Source organism: Methanoplanus sp. FWC-SCC4 (assembly GCF_032878975.1).
In the GTDB taxonomy this organism is placed as follows: domain Archaea; phylum Halobacteriota; class Methanomicrobia; order Methanomicrobiales; family Methanomicrobiaceae; genus Methanochimaera; species Methanochimaera problematica.
This window is the reverse complement of the sequence record NZ_CP043875.1, coordinates 1,734,375-1,755,197: the sequence shown is the minus strand read 5'-3', so window position 1 is coordinate 1,755,197 and position 20,823 is coordinate 1,734,375. Positions and strand designations below refer to the sequence as shown.

General features: G+C 39.5%; 11 protein-coding genes. 8 read left to right on the top strand and 3 right to left on the bottom strand.

Annotated features, from left to right (window positions below; translation table 11 throughout):
- Positions 1 to 51 precede the first annotated feature (51 nt).
- Positions 52 to 897 (bottom strand): PAS domain-containing response regulator, encoded by an 846-nt coding sequence (locus tag F1737_RS08845; RefSeq protein WP_317136222.1) that lies wholly within the window; start codon positions 895 to 897, stop codon positions 52 to 54.
- 300 nt (positions 898 to 1,197) lie between these two features.
- Here F1737_RS08845 and F1737_RS08840 point away from each other — a divergent pair, with 300 nt between their 5' ends.
- The 7 genes from F1737_RS08840 to F1737_RS08810 all read left to right on the top strand — a co-directional run bounded on the left by F1737_RS08840 (position 1,198) and on the right by F1737_RS08810 (position 18,103).
- The gene (locus tag F1737_RS08840; RefSeq protein WP_317136221.1) at positions 1,198 to 3,606 is read left to right on the top strand and encodes a DEAD/DEAH box helicase family protein; all 2,409 of its coding nucleotides are present in this window, start codon (positions 1,198 to 1,200) and stop codon (positions 3,604 to 3,606) included.
- A 32-nt stretch (positions 3,607 to 3,638) separates the two neighbouring features.
- A complete protein-coding gene (locus F1737_RS08835) occupies positions 3,639 to 4,868 on the top strand; it encodes a site-specific integrase (RefSeq protein ID WP_317136220.1) in 1,230 nt (409 codons plus the stop codon).
- 181 nt (positions 4,869 to 5,049) lie between these two features.
- Positions 5,050 to 6,162 carry an ORC1-type DNA replication protein gene (locus tag F1737_RS08830; protein ID WP_317136219.1) on the top strand — a complete coding sequence of 371 codons (1,113 nt, stop codon included), beginning with the start codon at positions 5,050 to 5,052 and terminating at the stop codon, positions 6,160 to 6,162.
- Between the two features lie 214 nt (positions 6,163 to 6,376).
- The gene (locus F1737_RS08825; protein WP_317136218.1) at positions 6,377 to 11,377 is read left to right on the top strand and encodes a UvrD-helicase domain-containing protein; all 5,001 of its coding nucleotides are present in this window, start codon (positions 6,377 to 6,379) and stop codon (positions 11,375 to 11,377) included.
- A 14-nt stretch (positions 11,378 to 11,391) separates the two neighbouring features.
- On the top strand, positions 11,392 to 14,589 hold the full coding sequence (locus F1737_RS08820; protein WP_317136217.1) for a helicase-related protein: 3,198 nt from the start codon (positions 11,392 to 11,394) through the stop codon (positions 14,587 to 14,589).
- On the top strand, positions 14,570 to 16,447 hold the full coding sequence (locus tag F1737_RS08815) for a DUF1998 domain-containing protein (protein ID WP_317136216.1): 1,878 nt from the start codon (positions 14,570 to 14,572) through the stop codon (positions 16,445 to 16,447). The genes F1737_RS08820 and F1737_RS08815 overlap by 20 nt, the downstream gene beginning before the upstream one ends.
- Positions 16,448 to 18,103 (top strand): nuclease-related domain-containing DEAD/DEAH box helicase, encoded by a 1,656-nt coding sequence (locus F1737_RS08810; RefSeq protein ID WP_317136215.1) that lies wholly within the window; start codon positions 16,448 to 16,450, stop codon positions 18,101 to 18,103.
- 151 nt (positions 18,104 to 18,254) lie between these two features.
- On the opposite strand, the gene F1737_RS08805 is transcribed toward F1737_RS08810, so the two are convergent.
- Entirely contained in the window at positions 18,255 to 18,680 is a 426-nt protein-coding gene (locus F1737_RS08805) for a hypothetical protein (protein WP_317136214.1), read from the bottom strand.
- A 96-nt stretch (positions 18,681 to 18,776) separates the two neighbouring features.
- Complete coding sequence (locus tag F1737_RS08800; RefSeq protein ID WP_317136213.1) at positions 18,777 to 20,288, bottom strand: ATP-binding protein; 1,512 nt, start codon at positions 20,286 to 20,288, stop codon at positions 18,777 to 18,779.
- Positions 20,289 to 20,407: 119 nt separating this feature from the next.
- Between F1737_RS08800 and F1737_RS08795 the strand changes: the two genes are divergently transcribed.
- Positions 20,408 to 20,821 carry a very short patch repair endonuclease gene (locus tag F1737_RS08795; protein ID WP_317136212.1) on the top strand — a complete coding sequence of 138 codons (414 nt, stop codon included), beginning with the start codon at positions 20,408 to 20,410 and terminating at the stop codon, positions 20,819 to 20,821.
- Positions 20,822 to 20,823 lie beyond the last annotated feature (2 nt).

Here is a 20,823-nt window from a genome sequence, read left to right as displayed (position 1 = left end):
CAAATAATTCATTCCTGATTAAACGGGGGAAATTATTGTGTGCCGGTGTCTTTAATTATCCCCGAGAGCCTTTTCCATCAGTTTAATGTGTGTAATATCCCTAATTGATTCTATTGCACCTGTTATGTCCCCTTCCTGACTGTAGAGCGGGGATGCAATAAACCACATATATACTTCATTATTCCGGAAATTGGGTAATAAGATATCTGTGTACAATTTGTCACCGTTTTTAGAGTTTATATTCGGATATGAATATTGATTCTTAAGGTCATTATCAAGAATGAGATTAATCAGCATAGGGCGACGTCTCCCATAGAAGTAAACCGAATATTCATATTCACCTTTCCCAAGCATTTCAGAAACCGGAATTCCTGTCATCTCTTCAATTGCCCTGTTCCATACAATAACCTTTCCTTCTTTATCAATTGCAAAGGTGGCATCCGGAAGGAAATTTATGATTTCTTCCAACCGCTGCTGATGTTCAAGAAGCTCAGACTCTGCCTTTTTTTTCGCAACGGCCTGCCTGACAAGGTTTTGAAGTTCCCCAAACTGAACTTTGGGCTTTCCGCCTTTTTGAAGGTAGTAGTCAGCCCCTTCGTTTAGTGCCTCTACTGCAACCTCTTCCCTGCCTCTGCCGGTGAATATTATAAATGGTATGTTGTTTCCTTCATCACGTATTGTTCTTAGCAATTCGAGGCCGTCCATATCAGCCATCTTGTAATCTGATATGACGGCATCATATTTCTTTTCTTTAATCTTTTTTAACCCGTTTTTTGCCGATGATTCAGTTTCTACTGAAAAATCTCCTGTTTTTTCCAGATAACGTTTTGTGAGATCCAAAAGCAGGGCTTCATCGTCAACATATAGTATTGATATTTGTTTGTCAGAATATTCCATTTATGAACCCCCAAATTCTCTATATATGTCTGATATATCCGGCGTGTAATAAATATTGTGTTTTATATTGCCAGAATATTCTCAAATAAAACTTATATTTAAAGCAGGATTGAAATTTAACGTCCAATTAATGATCGTGAAATGATCCTGAGAGATCTGCTATTATAATTTTTAAAGCATTTTTACGGCGCTTTTAGCAAATGCAATGATAAGTTTTGTTGAAGACCCTGGTTTTATGCAATGAAAAAATTCAAATTTATTTGGACAGCTTTTTTTATAAACCTGTCATAATTTTATTGTATGCCTCTTTCTGATGGGATTTATGAGCAGATCATCAATAATTATATCTCCGAAAAACTGAAATCAGCAGATTCTGATTCAAAGTTGGTTGAAAAGGAGAGAATAGATAAAGATGACTCTCAAAAAATTCTTTCAGATTATCTTTCCCTTATTATAAGGACTTCACTTGGATACATAAAAGAAAAAGATGGAACTCTTGAAAAACAGATTTCTGTCTGTAATAATCTGATTAAGTATCTTGCAGAAGAAACAAAAGAAGATTCACTAAATCATTGTCTTATTGGAAAGAATGGTGAAATACTTCTATCTCTTTTTGATAAGATGGATTACCCGTCTATTAGTCAAAAGAAAATATCCAGACCTGAGACTTCAATTTCAAAGAGCAGTCTTTTTACGGGCTCAGCCCTTGAGCCGAGTATGCTAAACGAGCTCAGACTTGAGATTGAGTCGGCTGATAGAATTGACATTCTGGTCTCTTTTGTTAAGTGGAGTGGGATTAGGTTGATAAAAGATGAACTTTTGGAGTTTTCAAAAAGAGGCAAATTAAGATTAATTACCACATCGTATACCGGTGCAACAGACATAAAGGCGGTTGAATTTCTTGAATCCCTTGATAATACTGAAGTTAAGGTGTCATATGATACAAAGAGGACTAGACTTCATGCAAAAGCCTACACTTTCTATCGCAAAACCGGTTTTTCAACTGCATATATTGGCTCTTCAAATCTTTCAAATCCTGCCATCACAAGTGGTCTTGAATGGAATGTAAAAATTACAGAGAAAGATACCTATGATCTCTTAAAAAAAGTTGAAGCCACTTTTGAGTCGTATTGGAATGATTCTGAATTTAAAACGTATTCTCCAGAAGATGCAAAAACTCTGGCTGATGCTCTTTTAAGCGAGAAGTATTACAAGGAATCTGGAGATATCACACCGTTTGACATAAAACCATATGACTATCAAAGAGAAATTTTAGAAAAGCTTGAGGCAGACAGAAAAGTTCATGGGAATTACAGAAATCTGCTCGTTTCTGCAACAGGTACAGGAAAGACTGTAATTTCTGCTTTTGATTATAAAAATCTGAAAAAGGAACTGGGATATCAGCCAAGACTTCTTTTTGTTGCACACCGTGAGGAGATATTAAAGCAGAGTCTCTCTGTGTTTCGAGGTGTGTTAAAGGACTCAAACTTTGGAGAGCTCCTTGTAGGAAATTGCAAGCCAGAGGACTTAGAAAATCTGTTTATTTCTATTCAGAGTTTTAATAGTAAGGATTTGACTGAATTCACACCTCCTGATTATTATGATATGATAATTGTTGATGAGTTTCATCATGCAGCAGCACCATCTTACCAAAAACTTCTCTCATACTACACGCCTAAGATACTTCTTGGTCTCACTGCAACACCGGAGAGGATGGATAATTTTGATGTCCTCTCATACTTCAACGGAAAGGTATCTGCTGAGATAAGACTCCCTGAAGCAATTGATCGAAAATTGCTCTGCCCTTTTCATTATTTTGGGGTATCTGATACTGTTGATCTGGACTCTATTGCATGGAAGAGAGGGGGATATGACAGAGGAGAATTATCCCGTCTTTATATTGGAAATAATGGGCGTATATCTCAGATAATTAAAGGAATTGAAACATATGTCACAAATATCGATGATGTAATAGGACTTGGATTTTGTGTGAGTATTGAACATGCAAAGTATATGGCTGATTCATTCAACAGTCTTGGAATTATGTCCGCATGCCTTCACTCTAAAAGTCCTAAAGATGAGAGAAACTCTGTTCAAAAGAAACTGGTCTCTAAAGAGATACATTTCATATTCGTAGTTGATCTGTACAATGAGGGAGTTGACATCCCTGAGATCAATACCGTTTTATTTTTAAGACCGACAGAAAGCCTCACAGTATTTTTACAACAGCTTGGAAGGGGTCTGCGTCTTTGTGATGGGAAAGAGTGTTTGACCGTTTTGGATTTTGTAGGAAGACAGAATATTAATTTTAGATTTGATACTCGTCTTTTAGCATTGACATCTTCTAACAGGACTTCTATTAAAAAACAGATTAAAGATGATGTATATTCTCTTCCGAAAGGATGCTATATCCATCTTGAGAAAGTTGCACGTGAGAAGGTTCTTGAAAATATTAAGGCTTCATGGAACAACAAAAAGCGTTTTGTTGAAATTGCAAAGTCATTTGAGTTGGATACGGGTAAAAAAATCTCACTTGCGGGTTTTGTTGATCATTATGGAATCTCTTTAGATGAGATCTATTCTAAGACTACATTTAACGAGATCTGTTCACTTGCAGGACTTTGTGAAAGCCTAAATGTGGATGAAAACGACTTTTTAAGAAAATCCGCATTGAGGAATCCCCCAATCATGTCCAAATCCCCCGCCTAAACTTTATATGTCCCTAATATGAACTTTCTTTCATGGGAAGTATCACAGCACCCACCCGGAATGAAATAAATTTTCATAAGGTCAGTTCTGCCCGTCCAGACAAATCTTTTGAAATGGCAATGAGAGAAGACAGGCTAACACAGGATGACATTGATCTCATCTATGAATTCATAGCTGAACTCGAGGCATCACAGAACATTGGTCTTATTAGAAAAAACAAGATAATATACACTCTTGTAAACTGGAGACGATTCATCTGTCCTTACAGGGAAGCAAAATTATCCGACATCTACAAAGCAATTTCCAATTTGAAATCTGCGAAAACCAGCAGGGGACGACCTTACAAGATCAACACAGTTCATGATTATGTAATGTTTATTAAAAGAATCTCTCTCTGGATGATAGAAAACGGCTATTCAGATCTTCCAAAAGAGAAGATCCAGAAGATAAAACCTCCCCGTGCCGACAAAACCACAAAACGCCCGGACCAGATGCTCTCAAAAGAGGACATAGAGTCAATTATCCGGGGGTGTCTGACCTCAAGAGATCGTGCATTAATATCAGTTCTCTATGAATCAGGATGCAGGATAAGTGAACTGGGATGCCTGACATGGGGAAGGATAAGATTTGACGAATATGGTGTGATTCTGACAATCGAGGATACAAAATGCAGCACGCAGCGGTATGTCCGTCTTGTAATGGCAAAACCTTACCTTTCTGCATGGCGTCAGGACTACCCCTTTGAACCGAAGGGAGACTCACTCGCATTCATAACGCACCGAAAAGATCCTCTTACATATGACACAACAGTGAAAATAATCAGGAGAGTTGCACTAAGAGGAGGAGTTGAAAAACACATAACCCCGCACATCTTCCGGCACAGCAGAATAACCCACCTGATAAACGAAGGCATGAACGAATCCGTAATCAAACTCATGATGTGGGGAAACATCAACACACCAATGTTTCAGACATACGCTCATCTTACCGGAGGCGACATTGACCGCGAGGTTCTTGGAAGTTACGGGATTGTACCAAAGGATGAGAAGGAAACCCATGCACTTGAGCCGCTCATGTGCCCCAAATGCATGACAATAAACCCGCCAAAAGCGGAATTCTGCAACCACTGCGGAGTGTCATTCACCGAGGATGCACAGGACACAATCGAAGAGATGGCAAAGGATGTTAACACCAACCCTGAAATTCTAAAGAGAATGATCGAGGAGATTATTGAAGAGAGGATGAAGACAAACGCACATTAATAATATGCACACGGGAAAACACAAAACTTGAAAAACCATCAAATTATTCTCTATTTTTTATTCACAGTGCGCCTTTTAACCCGCTGAATATATCCAATTTAATGAGACCATAAATCCTATGCGTGCGGTATGAAAGTAAACCCCGTAACCTTTTATTTCCCCACAGATATCACCTGAAAATATGAACCAGTTGCTACAGTGGGACCAGACATTATTCAAAGATCTTCAGACATTTGAATCAGACTACATACCTGACAGATTTTTATTCAGGGATGAACAGATAAAGGAGCTTTCGTATAATCTACGTCCGGCATTAACGGGCTGTTCGCCGGTAAACACAGTTTGCAGGGGGCTTCCGGGAACGGGGAAGACATCATGTGTCAGGCGGCTGTTTTCAGAAGCGGAAGGATACACAAAAAGACTTGCAGCGGTTTATGTCAACTGCCAGATAGACAGGACCCCGTTTTCCATATTTTCAAAGGTTTATCAGAAAGTTTCAGGAGTCAGGGCGGCACCGGCAGGACTGTCCTACAACAATCTTGTCTCAGCCGCTGCAAAGAAAATTGCAGAGGAAAAACGGGTTGTTCTCCTCTGCCTTGATGATGTGAACTACATTCAGAACCGGGATGCAATGAACACGACACTTTTCACGGCCCTTCGACTTCATCAGGAGTATGAGGGTGTCCGTGTGGGAATATTTGCAATTGTTTCAGATGTTCACAGGGATCTTTCTGCCGGTCTTAATGCAGGTGTATTGTCATCATTCCGGCCGGCTGAGGTATATTTTCCGCCTTATTCGGCTGAAGAAATGCACGATATTTATCAGGCCAGAATTTTTCAGGGTGTTTATCCGAATGTCATTTCCGGAGATATCCTTGATTATATCGTTGACCTCTCTATGAAGACAGGGGATCTCCGTGTTGGTCTTGACCTTATCAGAAGATCGGTGATGAGTGCTGAGAATGATGCAAGAACTTCTGTTACGGAAGGGGATGTGAATCAGGCGTTTACGTTCTCAAAAGATGTTCATGTGAATGAGACTCTTAAGACTCTGAAGCCGGGTGAGAGACATCTTTTTGATCTTATCGGTGAGATGAACCGTGAGGCAGCGGATCGGGGAAATACGGACGGTGTTACTTCAGGTCAGGTGCAGCGGCGTGCTAAGGATGAGCTGAATATTGGCTATACCTACTTTTTTGAGTATATCAAAAAACTTGAGGAGCTCCGGCTTGTTGATGTTGTGAGAAGGGACGGGGTTCACGGGAGGATGAGTTATGTGGAGGTTAGGGGGTGAATTTTTCCAAAATAGTTTCCGAAGGAATGAAATGTTCCTTTTTAATTGTCCTGTATGTTTTTTTAGAAAAAAATCGAAAGATTAATGGTGAAAATTGTCAATTTTAATTATAATTAATCAAAAATAAACGAGATATTAATTATGTCGACAGGCAGTTTTTTTGGGGGAAATAAATTCACGATAATCATATCTATTTATAAAGGGGATTTGAGAGTTGGTCCGTTGCACTAAATGTGGCGTAAGAGATGCAACGGATATGGGACTTTGTCGTGTCTGCCTCTCCGGAAAAAATAATTGCCAAAGAGACATACCGGATTTTAAGGATTTCGCAGATAAATATCTGAAAGATCCTTATACGGGTTTTTTTTACGCCGATGATGCACTTCTGCAGTACAGTTATTACAGGCAGGATGGATACAGGTTTGTTCCTTTACTGGGGCTTGACTTTAAGGAAGAACACAGAAAACTTAGAAACTGGTACAGTGACCACTTTTTTACTATTCTGGAATCCAGAATAAAATCTGAATCCGTTTATAATCCGATAAGTGATAACCCTGATTATTATGATGAGACAAAAGAACTGTTTGGCCGGTTTCTTGAAGTAACAAACAATCTGATATCCAATGTGTCACATACAAAAACAGGCATTCATGGATCAGCAGATATTGCAATAATAAACAATATTCTTAAAAAAATCATTGTTAATATAAGCAAAGACAAAAAACGAAAAACTCCTCTTGAATTTTCAGGACCGGAAATAATTGACCGTGTTGCAACCACATTTGAAGCAGGAAGCGGACTTTTTTTCCTTGAACTTTTTTTTATAATAAAAGATCGGGAATTTCTTTTTAATTTAATGGACATCATCTCCAGAACAGACTTAAAAACAGCAATGCAGATTGCAGGACAACCCCGGATGATGTTAATCCCCTGGAAACATCAGGAAAAGGCCGTTTCCATGTGGGAAGAGGCAAACCATTATGGTGTTGTCGAAATGGCAACTGCAACGGGAAAAACGGCTGTAGGGATGATGGCCATTGAAAAACTTTGGAAAGAAAGCCTGCATTCAGTAAAAGGAAAAAAAGTTCTCGTAGCCTGCCACTCAACTGTCATACTGAACCAGTGGAGAAGGGAAATAATCAAAAAAATGGGTATCCCTGCTGAATCAGGCAAATCCTATAAAACAGGAATATCAGCTGATTCAATTACAATTCGTTTTGAGACTATTCAGACAATAATACGGAGGCCCTTAGAATACAGTACAGATCTGCTTATTATTGATGAAGTTCATCATATGCGTGGATTAAAATACAGAGAGGCACTTGCAGTAAACCATAAGTGGCTTTTAGGCCTGACTGCCCAGCTGGGGGATCCTTATAAAAGACAGACCATATCAAAAGAACTTGCAAAGGTAGTATATGAATATCCTATTCTTCAGGCTCTGAAAGACGGAATAATTCCTGAGTTTTCGTGGGTTGTACATCCGGTATATCTTGACATAAAAGAACAGGCCGATTTTTTAGAGATATCCGGAAAGATCAGAAAAAGTTTCAATTATGTCCGAAATGATAAGGGCACGATCCTGCACATTACAAACAAAAAAGGTTTTTCAATAAAAAGTCTCGGAGATTTTATTTATCTCTGTGAAAGAGCCCGTCTCACCGGAAAAGCATTACCTGATCAGTGGAAGGCTCTTCAGGCCCTGGTTCTCAAGAGAAGACAAATAATACATACATCTCAGCCACGCCTTGAAAAAGCTTTAGAGTTGGCGAAAAGTCTTGGTAATAAGCATAAAATCGTCATATTTCTGATGAATATCGAAAGCTGTAATTTTGTAGGACGTGAACTGAAAAAATATTTTGAAAATGTCTTTGTCATTCATTCCCAGATAAAAGAGAGACCTATAGATATTGTTAACAAATTCATCGCTGTAGAGACCGGAATTTTAATCGGTGCCGACATGCTCAATGAGGGAATTGACATCAAATCTGCAGATATTGGAATAAATTTAGCCTTCACAAAATCCAGACTTCAGTTAATCCAGCGTATGGGTCGTGTTTTAAGAAAAGACGGAAATAAAAAACCAACATTCTACCAGCTTGTGGCTATCCCCGAACGTTCTTTTTACGTAGAGGAAATGGACGCCGAGCTTTTTATTGATGATCTTGCGTGGGTACAATCTTCAGCTCTTCATATGGGTCTTGACCTGAATATCGAGTGGAAAGACTCTGAACTTGCTGAATACCAGGGCGAAGCCGAGAGATTCTTCAGATTGTCTCATGAAAACAAAGAGTTCTCCGGAAATACCGGCACTTTTAATTTTAAATCGGCTATTGAGGAGTTTAGTTATACTGCTGTCAGAAGAATACCAGGTATTCTTCAGATATTCCCTGGAGAAGAATTAACAGACAGGCAGTGGGAGGATATTATTCGGACAGCCCATGCCACGGTGAATTCTGAAATCAGTGTTGAAAAAGGAAAGTTTCTCAATCTTAGCAGGGCATGGTACATTCTAATTCTCTGCGGCCGTGATCCGGTTAAACTTGCGAACCTGTTCAAAAATGCTCTTAAAACAATTGAAAAAGAGAACTCTGAATATGTGCCGCTTCCTGAAATGGCACTTGATAAGCACGGAACAATCTTTTTCCCCTGTATCGAAAAGACTGGTGAACTGTTAAAGCCAGAAGTGTGTGATGGAACCATAGAAAAAGCAGAATTAAATTCAGATCCCTCTGTTGTTGAAAACCACAAAGTTACTTTTATAAAAAAGAGTCCTTCCCAAACAAAGGGCACAAAAGAAGCGCCTGAAACTCATACTGGTTCTGAATCAGGCCGGATTGTAGTTCCGGCCGCAGAGATAAAGGTTCCTTCCTTTGTGAACGATATAGAAAAACTATCTGCAGTTGCACCTAATACCGTTTCGCCGACACGATCTGACAAAATAATAATTCCTACGATTCCTCAGGTAAAAAACCATGAATCTGATTTTGTTACGGGAGAAAAGGGTAATCCTGATTTCACAGTGACTTCCCCCAGATGTGAAAAAACAATATCTGAAATATTCAGTCTGCAGAATGTGGGTGATCTTACTAAAGATAAGTTAAAAATGTTTTTAAAAAGGCTCCGGAAAGACATGGATGGAGGCTCTGCAGCTAAAATTAAGGAGGAAGTCATCCCGCCAAAAATCGTGATTAATGCCTCGGAAGAGGGAGCTACGTGTGTTCAGAGGCCGGAAACAAATCCTTGTGCTGATGAAGTAACCTCTAAAGGAGATTTGCAGAGTAATTCGGGAATAAATACAGATGAGAGCACAACCGGTGAAGATTATAATGAATACAGCGGTTTTCCTGACATTTACCAGAAAGGGATAATTGAAACCAGACCTGGAGAGAGAATTATCGTGGATGCCGGACCGGGAACCGGTAAAACAGCTGTTGCATGTGCCCGTGTTGCATGGCTCATAGACAGGGGGGGTATCAGTCCGGTCCGTGTCTGGCTGGTCAGTTTTACACGAACGGCTGTGAAGGAAATCCAAAGCCGTATTAGTGAATATCTTGATAATCCGGATGATGTTTACTCAATCCGAATTGCAACACTTGATTCACATGCCTGGAATATACACTCAGGATTTGATGATGCGGCTTCACTTACAGGATCATATGAGGACACAATTGAAAAGCTGACACAGAAAATAAACGAAGATGGTGATGAGGCCGATTACATCAAAAATAATATCCGTCATCTCATAATAGATGAAGCCCAGGACATTGTCAGTCCGAGAAGTGAACTAATTCTTTCAATAATCGATCACATGTCTGAAGATGCCGGAATATCTGTATTCTCTGATGATGCCCAGGCTATTTACGGCTTTGCAGAGAAAAATAATGATGAAAGTAAACAATCCGGAAAAATACTCACAGGGATTCTTAAAGAGAATTATCCTGACATTTTTTCTCGGAAAAAACTTGAAAAAATTCATCGTACTAAATCATTGGGTTTGTGTAAAATATTCCATGACACCAGGCTAAAGGTTCTGGATCAAAACAGAGGTGCTGAAAAATTTACCGCTGTCAGAGATGATATTCTGTCAAATTCAGAGGAAATTAAAGGCATGGGAGTCGGAGATTTTGATGACGATGACTGTTTTGTTCTCTTTAGAAAAAAAGCGGAGGTTCTCAGGGCATCGGCCTTCACCAAAACAGATCACCGTCTGAGGATGTCAGGTCTTCCGGTATGTATTCTTCCATGGGTAGGTATTGTACTTAATGATTTCACAGAAGAAAATCTGAAAAAAAATGTGTTTACTGAACTCTGGGATGAGAGAATCTCCGGAACCTCCTTTGAAGTATCCGACTCTGAAAAAGCCTGGGATATGATCAACAGATTAAGCGGAAAATCGGCGACACGTGTAAGTATGACTGATTTAAGAATCCGTCTGGGTGCTCAGAGACCGCCGGCGGGTATATGTTATCCCGAATTTGGATGTTCAGGACCGGTACTGAGTACCATTCATGCCTCAAAAGGAAGGGAGACAAAGGAAGTACGCCTTATTATTCCTGAAATCCAAAAATGGAATAATATTGACTATGATGAGGAGGCAAGAGTATTTTTTGTTGCCGCTACAAGGGCAAGGGAAAGGCTTCTTCATGGCAGAGGATATCAGACATATACTCTTTCAGTCAACAACTGTCCGCGTGTTTTTGGTCATGTAAAAAATAAAAGAAATGCTTTACAGGTACAGATTGGACTTGAAAATGATATTTCGGCAGAATGTATTTCAGGTAAGTCTTATTTTGAACTTCCTGAAGATGTTGAATCCAATATAAAAACTATGATGAATATTTCCAGTGATCTGGCAGATGCATTTGCATGGAGGGATTACAAATCAGATTATACATACAGAATTGCTCTTGGAAATCCAGATGGAATTAAAATCAGTAATTTGGATTCATCAGACATTTATGCTCTCAGGAAAAGATCAGTTGCTGTTCTTTCAAAAGGTGTAAATAATGATATATTCAAGGCAAGATCAACACTTTGGAAAGGATATACTACGACCCCTTCGTTTTTTAAACATCTCCACATATTCGGACTCCGCACAATTGTTGTTCCTCCTGATGACAGTATTGCAGAAACACTGCATTATCCCTGGTGTGAAAGTGGAATAATGCCTGCTCCTATAATTTCGGGCTTCCCGACAATTTATTTTAACTGATAGGGTGTTTAGAAATGATATCTGAAAATGAACGCGAATTGTTACTAAAAAGGCTGAAAGAGGATCTTATCGGCCCTTACAAAGAAGATGAAATTCTGGACTCCAAACCCTCGGATGTCTATCTTACAGGGATTTTGTGGCCCGGTCAGACACGATTTGATGAAAATCAGGATGAGAAGTCGGCAGCAGACGGAGTTTCAGGGGATGACGGCAGTGACGGCTCTGATGAAGAAATATCCGCATCTTCAATGAACCGCCCTTCAGTTGCAGGGGTTTCATTTTCTGTTTCATCGGATGGGCAAGATCCTTCTATATTGGTATCTGTGTCATTTGCGGAATATGAACGCATAACAGAAGTCAAAAAAGATGAATCTGCTGACAAGGAGAGAAAAAAACACTTGTGGAAAAGAAATCCTTATATTCTTGAGGATATCCCTGTTTCTCTTTATGGTTCCATATCTGAAAAAATAAGCCTTGAAAAGTTTGGCGGTCCTCAGGGGGTTTATCTTCATATCAGAACAATTTACAGAGGAGGGGTTTTTCTTTCAACGGTTACATTGCTAAACGAAAGAAAAACAGACAGGTCTTCAGGCCGCATTGCCACAGAGGAAGCCTCACTTTTCCAGACCGAGATCAAAATATGGCCTTCAGGCAATACTAAACTGATTCCAAGACCTTCTTCAGATGTTCTTCCATTTTCAGGAAAGGACGATGAGGAAAGATCAACTGCGTTACTCTATAGGAATTCACTGGAATTTGCAACAGGACACACCTGTTCTGCAGAGTGGGAAGAAGATCAGAAAAACAAAAATCATGCACTTTTTGTTAAAACCTCGTGGGTTCCACAAGTTAAAGTGAAGGCAACGAGTCCTCTGGGGCATGAGATATTCAGGGAACTTGAAGGTAATTCGTCTGCTAATCCGCTTTCTGCTGATTTATTGTCCTCTGCCCCAGATGACGAAATGAAGGAGATTTTGTTAAAACTTCCTATCCTTTATCATGAATGGATAGCATCAAAAAAATCCGAAGTCGGTGAAATAGAATCTTTATATAAGGTAGATGCGGAACAAAACCTTGAAAACTGTCTGAAGGTTATGGAAAGAATGAAAGCCGGAGCTATAAGAATTGCAGGTGATCCTGTAATGGCTGAGGCATTCCGGCTTGCCAATCAGGCAATAGTTCTGCAACACTCATGGAATAAGGAAAGATCCAAAGAAGCTCCTTTTAAGTGGAGACCATTTCAGCTTGGGTTTATTCTGTTGTCGGCGGAATCAGTTGCAGACAGCAGCCACCCTGACAGAAATGTGATGGATCTTTTATGGTTTCCCACAGGCGGAGGGAAAACAGAGGCTTATCTGGCACTTATTGCATTTATTACATTTTACCGCAGGTTATCCCGCGATGATCCTGATGAAGGGGCCGGCGTTGCGGCTGTAATGAGATATACTCTCAGACTTCTTACAACACAGCAATTCACAAGATCTGCTGCTCTCATGCTTGCATGTGAGGCGATAAGACGTGGCAAAACAGGTTATAATAATTATAAAAAACTTGGAAATGTGCCTTTTTCCATAGGTCTCTGGGTGGGGGGCGGTGCAACACCCAACAATTATGAAGAAGCAAAAGGATCTTTTGGCGGAGGCAGAGGCGATGAAAAAACGGCTGCATCTCCTAAGCAACTTCTGAATTGTCCCGCCTGTGGAAGAAAGTTGAACTGGACTGATGATAAAAAGAATAAAAGAATAAATGTCCGGTGTAATAATTGTGACTGTATTCTCTATAATGAGAGTAAACCTCTGCCTGTTTACACCGTTGATTCTGATATATATTCAGTTTGCCCGACACTTCTTATTGGAACCGTGGACAAATTTGCCCAGATTGTAAGAAGAAGTGAAATAAAGGAATTGTTTGGTATTGACATAAATAATCCGCCGGATCTCATTGTTCAGGATGAACTGCACCTGATATCCGGACCTCTTGGGACAGTATCGGGCCTCTATGAGGTTGCTGTTGACAGGCTTTTTACCCGCAACGACAGGCGACCTAAAATTATTGGATCAACTGCGACCATAAGACGGGCGGATGATCAGATTCGTGCACTTTTTGATAGGGACACTTGTCAGTTTCCTCCTTCGGGAATTGATGCGGGAGATTCAGGGTTTGCGGTCATTGACAATGATGCACCTGGGCGATTTTATGCTGCGGTGACAACGGCAGGACGCTCAAACAAGTTTACCCTTCAGGCAGTATCTGCTTCACTTGTTCAGTCTGCAAGATCTGGTATTGCTGATATCAGACTTGCCGATCCATACTGGACACTTGTGACATACTTTAATTCCTTAAGGGAACTTGGAGGGGCTCTTGTTCTAATGCAGGATGATGTCAGTGATAGCATTTCTGTCATAGCTGAGCGGAGGAAAGAAGGGAAAGGTTATCCGGAAAGAATAGAGGAACTGACTTCAAGAAGATCACAGGATGAGGTCAGGGATATGCTTGAAGGTCTTGCAATAAAAGCAGGAGAAGATGATGTCATTGACATTATACTTGCAACAAATATGCTCAGTGTGGGAGTTGATATTCCACGTCTTGGCCTGATGGTTGTTGACGGACAGCCAAAAGGTATTTCTGAATATATTCAGGCAACAAGCAGGGTAGGAAGAGGCAAAGTTCCGGGACTTGTGATTTCTGTACTTAATAATGCTAAAGTAAGGGACAGATCAAGATATGAAACCTTTGTTACATGGCATAATACGCTTTACCGCGACGTTGAGGCAACAAGTGTCACGCCTTTTGCCTCAAGGAGCCGAGACCGGGCATTAAGAGCTGTACTAGTCTCTCTTGTTAGGCATCTGGCAACAGGTATGTCAGAAAAACCTGAATTTTCAGAAAAAAGTCTTGAAGAAACTGAAGGAATTATCAGATATATTGTATCCCGTGCGAAATCCATTGACAGCTCTGAAACAGAGGTGGGAGCGGAACTCGGGAAATATCTGGAAGAATGGCGGAAAATGTCTCCTGAGTATTATCTGAACAGAAGAGAGCAGGAAAAGTCACTGCTTCAGGATGCAGAAGCAGCGGCAACAAAACGGGCAACAGGAAGAAGCCCTGGGAAGGCATGGCCTGTTATGAACAATATGAGAAGTGTTGAGACTTCAACTCCTTTTAAATTACGTAGGGGTCTTAAAAATCTTAATGAAGGGAGTAATGAGTAGTATGGCTTATAGTCTTGGGAAACTAAGAAGAAGTGCTGTTCTTATGACGCATGGTCCCGGTTCTGTGGTTGACTTCAGATCAGGAGACGCTGCAATATCTGCTGTAATTTCCGGTCTGGACTCATGGGACTGGGATTTCAAACCCGAAGGTCTTAAGAACGAACAGGTAATTTTTGAGGAAAGACTTCAGAAAAAACTTGGAGTCCGTGGATTTCGGCTTCCTCCAGTTGTGAACGATGATTTTTTTGACTTTGGAAACAGAAAATCCGACAAAGCTATTTCTGCCGTAAGATTTCCCGGCTGGTTACAATGTCCGGACTGTAATAATATCGGGACTGCAGACATGTGGATGGAGGACCCTGGGAAAGCCGGCTTGTATTGTGCTTCCTGTTCTAATAAAAGATCTGGCAGAGGGGATAAGGCATATGTTGTTCCGGTCAGGTTTGTTATAGCCTGCGAGGGAGGGCATCTGGATGATTTCCCGTGGCACTGGTGGGTCAGGCATGAAGAAGGCTGTAAAAACAAAGAAAAAAAGGGTTTTTTAAAACTCGAATCAAAAGGAGCAGGTCTTGGTGGGTTAATTCTTACTTGTCCGGACTGCAGGGCCTCTAGATCGCTTGAAGGAATTTTTGGAGCTAATGCACTTGCGGGGTATTCCTGTTCCGGCAGAAGGCCGTGGCTATATGGCTCGTATGAGGACTGTGACCTGACACCGCGGGTAATGCAGCGTGGTGCGTCAAATCTTTATTTCCCTGTAATCGAATCGGCCCTGAGCATCCCCCCGTGGTCGGATGAACTTCGTGAGGAAATAGGAACTTACTGGAATGACATAATCAATGCCGATGATGATGACAGAGTGGCTTTTGTCAAAATGCTTTCCAGAGGAAGCCTTAAGAAAACTCTCGAATCTCTTCATATGACTCCTGAGGGACTTGTAAAGGCTATTGAACATAGAAAGGTTCTTTATGAGAGGATAATTCCGGAAAAACTCAGAGATGAGGAATATCTGAAGTTCACTTCTGGAATTAACACTGCAGCAACCGGTGAACCGGGAGAATTTGAGATAAGAAATGAATCCGTTCCAGAAATGTTGCAACCTTATTTCAGCAGAATCGTACGTGCGGTTCGTTTAAGAGAGGTCCGTGCATTAAGGGGCTTTACAAGGATTAAACCTCCAGGGGATGAGGATGATGTAAATATTTCACCCCTGTCAAATACAAAAAAAGACTGGCTTCCGGCTATTGAGGTAAGAGGAGAGGGTGTTTTTATTGAATTCAATAAAGACAGTCTTAGAAATTGGGAAAATGATAATTTTGTCTGTGAAAAAGCATATGATCTGAACCGTAAAATGGGTGAGGAATGGAGCAAAAAATATCCTGGTACTGTTCCAACAAAAACAATAACTCCACGTTTTCTGCTGATTCATACATTTGCACACGCATTGATGAGGCAGCTTACACTTGAATGTGGATATTCAACAGCTTCTCTCAGAGAAAGACTGTATATATGTGAAGATATTCCGGTTTCAGAAGGAATGGCTGGTTTTCTTATATACACTTCAAGTCCGGATTCTGACGGGACACTTGGTGGGCTTCAGAGACAGGGGGAGTCAAAACGGATAGAACCAACGATCATTTCAGCAATTAAATCAATGGAGTGGTGTTCATCAGATCCCTTGTGTATTACAGGGATGATGGCAGTTCCTGAGAGTTTTTCAATTGCTTCTTGTCACGGTTGCTGCATGGCACCGGAGACTTCTTGTGAGGAATTTAACCGCTTCCTTGACAGAGGGATGCTTGTCGGGCACCATGACAACCCTGATTCCGGTTATTTCAGGGGTATTTTAAGGGATCTGTAAATGGCAAAAATGTGGCCGGCGGTTGTACCGTCTGATGTAAGGGAAAATATCCTGAGAAGTACAGAAATAAAGGTTTTCGAAAAGTTTGAGAAAGAGCTGGACGATTCATATGTTGTTTTTTATTCAAGACCTTGGCTTGGCCTGAGCAGATTTGGTGAGGAAATTGACGGCGAGTGCGATTTTCTTGTGGCACACAGGGATTATGGTATTCTTTCAGTTGAAGTAAAAGGCGGGGCTGTTTCATATGATCCTGAGACAGAAACTTGGAAGACAAAAGACAGATATGGTTTCAACCACCGGATAAAAAATCCCGTTCGTCAGGCAACAAATTCCAAATACCAGATTCTCAAGAAGCTTAACAAATCCTCTTTCTGGAGAGCACGTAGAATAAGAGCGGCCCACGGTGTGGTTCTCCCTCATTCCTATATGCCGGAGGAAGATCTTGGGATGGATGCTCCTCTTGACATTTTCTGTTTTACATCCGAATTTGAGACTGATTTTGCCGGATGGATTCATGGTATGATGAATGCAGAGAGTGAATCCAGCTATGGTGAAAATCCACTTGGTGATGACGGGATAGAAGCACTTGAGGATCTTCTTGCAAGACCTTTTCAGCTTCATTATCCTGAAGGAACCATGATCAGGGATGATGAATCGGCCATATTATATCAGACGCAGCAGCAGTTTCATTTATTTGAGATGATGACGGATATAAAGAAAATTGCGGTTTATGGGGCAGCGGGAACAGGAAAAACTATCATTGCTGTTGAAGAGGCTATAAGATGTGCAGGTAAAAACAGAAGGGTTCTTTTAACCTGCTATAACAGCCCTCTTGCAGAAAATCTCCAAAAAAAGCTTTCACATGAAAAAAATATCTTGGTATCTACATTTCACAGACTCTGTTATGAATCAGCCCTGCAGGCCGGACTTGAAATTCCCCGGAATATACCTGATGATATTTTATTCAGGCATGTTTATCCCAATCTTCTGAAAGAAGCATTCAAAACAGGGAAACTGTCACGTTTTGATGTGATTATTATTGACGAGGGCCAGGATTTTTACAGGGAATGGACCGATGCACTTATTGAAACACTCGTGGTGGATGGTTCGGGTACTGCAAGAATTTTTCTTGATACAAATCAGAAAATATACGACTCATTATATCATGTGCCCGAAGATTTCGAAAAATCTCCAATTACTTTGTCAAGAAATCTCCGAAACACTCAAAAAATATTTAGTGAATCTGAGAAATATTACACAGGTCCGGTTGTTACTTCCGAAGGACCTTTCGGAATTGATATAAAATACTTTGAAACAAAGCCTGCTTATCCTGAAATCCGTAAAACACTTGAAAAATGTGTATATGATCTTATCAAAAATGAAAAAATTTTTCCTGAGGATATTGCAGTTCTTGCATCTTCTTCTTCAGAGATTAAATCCATAATTCCTTCCGGAAAGATAGGCGATATTATAACCGTCGAGGCTGGAAAGTCCGCTGAAGGGTTTATATGTGCGGATTCTGTACGAAGATTCAAAGGTCTTGAGAGCAGTGTAATAATTCTGATTGTATCTCCTGAACTTTATTCGGCTGATGAACTGATGTATGTCGGGATAACAAGGGCAAGAACAATGCTTATTTTTATTTCGGTTAAATAGAATTTGAGAGGAAAATAGCGTATTTTTAATAATTTGATCCCCAATATTTTTGTTTTTTATTAAATTTTTCTTCAAGATCTTTATCTTTAAAATTTTCAGGATCTGTAAATATTTCTCTTTTAATCGTTCCATTGTTTTTCATGGTAAATAATTATGTTATAGTTTTACCGCTACCATATCTAGTTTTAAGGTTTTGAATATGAGTACAAAGAGTTGAAATTTCTTCAATGCTAATGTCATATATATATTTGTCACCTATGACTTTTCTTAATGTATTAATTTCACCAATTTTTAATTTATACCCTAACCTTTTTTCAAATGTATCTTTTATTAAATCAAATTCTCTAAATTTTGTCCTTTTCATCATATTTTTAGTATTCTGAACTTTTTGTTTTTCTTTTCCGTATTTATTAGCCTTATTAATTTTATATTTTTCAAGTTTGGTTTTATCTTCTTCAATTTTCCTTTTTCTTTCAATCTCTCTAATTAATGTAGTTTCTTCATCTGAGCGTTTGCTAAATGGTTTACTTAGTATTTTTCTTCTTATTTCATCCAAATCTTCTTCCTGAATTCCCATTATAAAGTTAATATATATTATTGTCAGATATATTCTATTACTTTTTGCAAGCTTGGTTACATTATTAATAATATAAATCAATTTCCATATTGGGTATTATATTGTTTCTATATAAGAATTCTTTGCAATGACATTTTCTTCAAATTGGGGTATTCTTGTGAAAACCTCTTTTAAAACCTTTTTTTCTGCAGAATCAGAATACTCCATTAAAACATCATATACTGCCCTTAATAGTCTGAAATATTCATCATCAGGTATTTCTGTCTCATATATTTCCTGAAACTGAACGGGAATTGTTACATCCAGTTGATTTATTGTAGAATTAATTGCAACAGGAAGTGGATCTGCATGGGTTGATGATGTTATGACTTCCCCGCCTGTTTCAGAGGTGTTTTTAGGAAAATTATTTTCAATTTTTGGGATGTTGTTGGTTTTACAGATTTCTTTTTTTATTTCATCTGAGTTTATCACTTCTGATATTTTTCGTTTCAGTTTTGTATTCATATCAGCGCCATAGGCTCTTTTCGCTTTTCCCACAACTTTTTCGGTCTCTTTTTTTACTAAATCTCGGATTTGCAGGGGGATTTTTGCCCGCATTTTTGCAACATCAATGCTGAACATTTCGTCAAGTTCCGGAGGGAAATCGATCATAACCCTTGCATATTTTGTATGTTCATCTGAAGCACGAATCCTGTTCCATCCCCCGCTCTGAATCATACGGCCTGATCTGTATATGTAGAAACCCTGCTGCATATTCCATTTATGCGGGCCTGATGCGGATTCAAATGCTGCATCTGATGAAAAATCTGATTTTTTTGGGAGGATGAACGGTTCAAGAATAACATGGGCCTCTGATTTATCTGTTTTAACAGGTATTTTTATCGGATTGAGAATATCCAGCTTTTCTTCAGTTCTGACGAAAGGATCCCATGGTCTGACTTTTTCTCCGTTAATACAAATCTTTAAATTTTTTCTTTTGATTTCCCCTGATAAATATTTATGAAAAACCATTCCCAGATGTAATTCAAGATCTTCAACCATTTTTAGAAGGCGTTTTTCTCCTCTTTTTCCGTCAGGATTTTCGAGTTCTGCTATACGGTCCAGCCTTTCCCACATCACGACTGTCCCTGTGTTTTTCATTAACGGTTTTCTTACTTTCCTGTTTAGTTCGGTGTTTTTTAATTTGATTGCCTGCCATTTGTTTGTTTTCTGGATATGATCATAATCCCAGCATAAGCCGGTAATATATGGTGTATTCAGACTCTTTCTGCTTGAAACAGTAAGACATCTGCACTGACTCAGGGAAGCTGTTTTCAGTCCCATTCCGAATTTACCGAGAGATTGTGAATCATATTTGCGTTCGGTTCCATACCTCATTGCTTCGGTAATTTCCTTTAATCCCATCCCCTGACCATTGTCGGCAATGGTTATCCATGAATCTGATCCGTCAAAATTAATATTGATATTTACTTCGTTTGCACCTGCTTCTATTGAATTGTCAACAATTTCCGCAACAGCGCTGCTGAATGTGTACCCGAAATTCCTGAATGCACTCATTGTTCTTCTTGCAGATGGTAGTATCTCTTCTGTTTTCAATTTTTTACCCATTATTTTCCCCAAAAAAGCTTAATCAAAAATTGGTATGTTTTTAGAAAAATATTCCTATTTGCTTTTTTGCAATTTACAACCAATATTTATAATAATCCATCCCAAATTAAAAATCTGAAATGACCGACGTCCTGACTCCGGAGCAGCGAAAAAGAAATATGTCCTCAATAAAGAGCAAAGACACAAAACCGGAGATTAAAATCCGGAAAATGCTTTGGGAGAACGGCATCCGTGGATACAGGATTCATTATGACCTTCCCGGAAAGCCTGACATCGCCTTTACAAAATACAAAATTGCGGTTTTCATTGACGGTTGTTATTGGCACAAATGCCCTGAGTGTTTCCGCGAACCTAAGACAAATACGGAATTCTGGATGAATAAGATAAATGGAAATGTTGAGAGGGATAAGAAAATCACAAAAGAGCTTGAGGATTCGGGCTGGACTGTTTTAAGATTCTGGGAGCATGAGGTCAGGAAAAATCCTGATTTAATAATTAAAAAAATAAATAACAGTATTAAATCATCTTTCTGAAA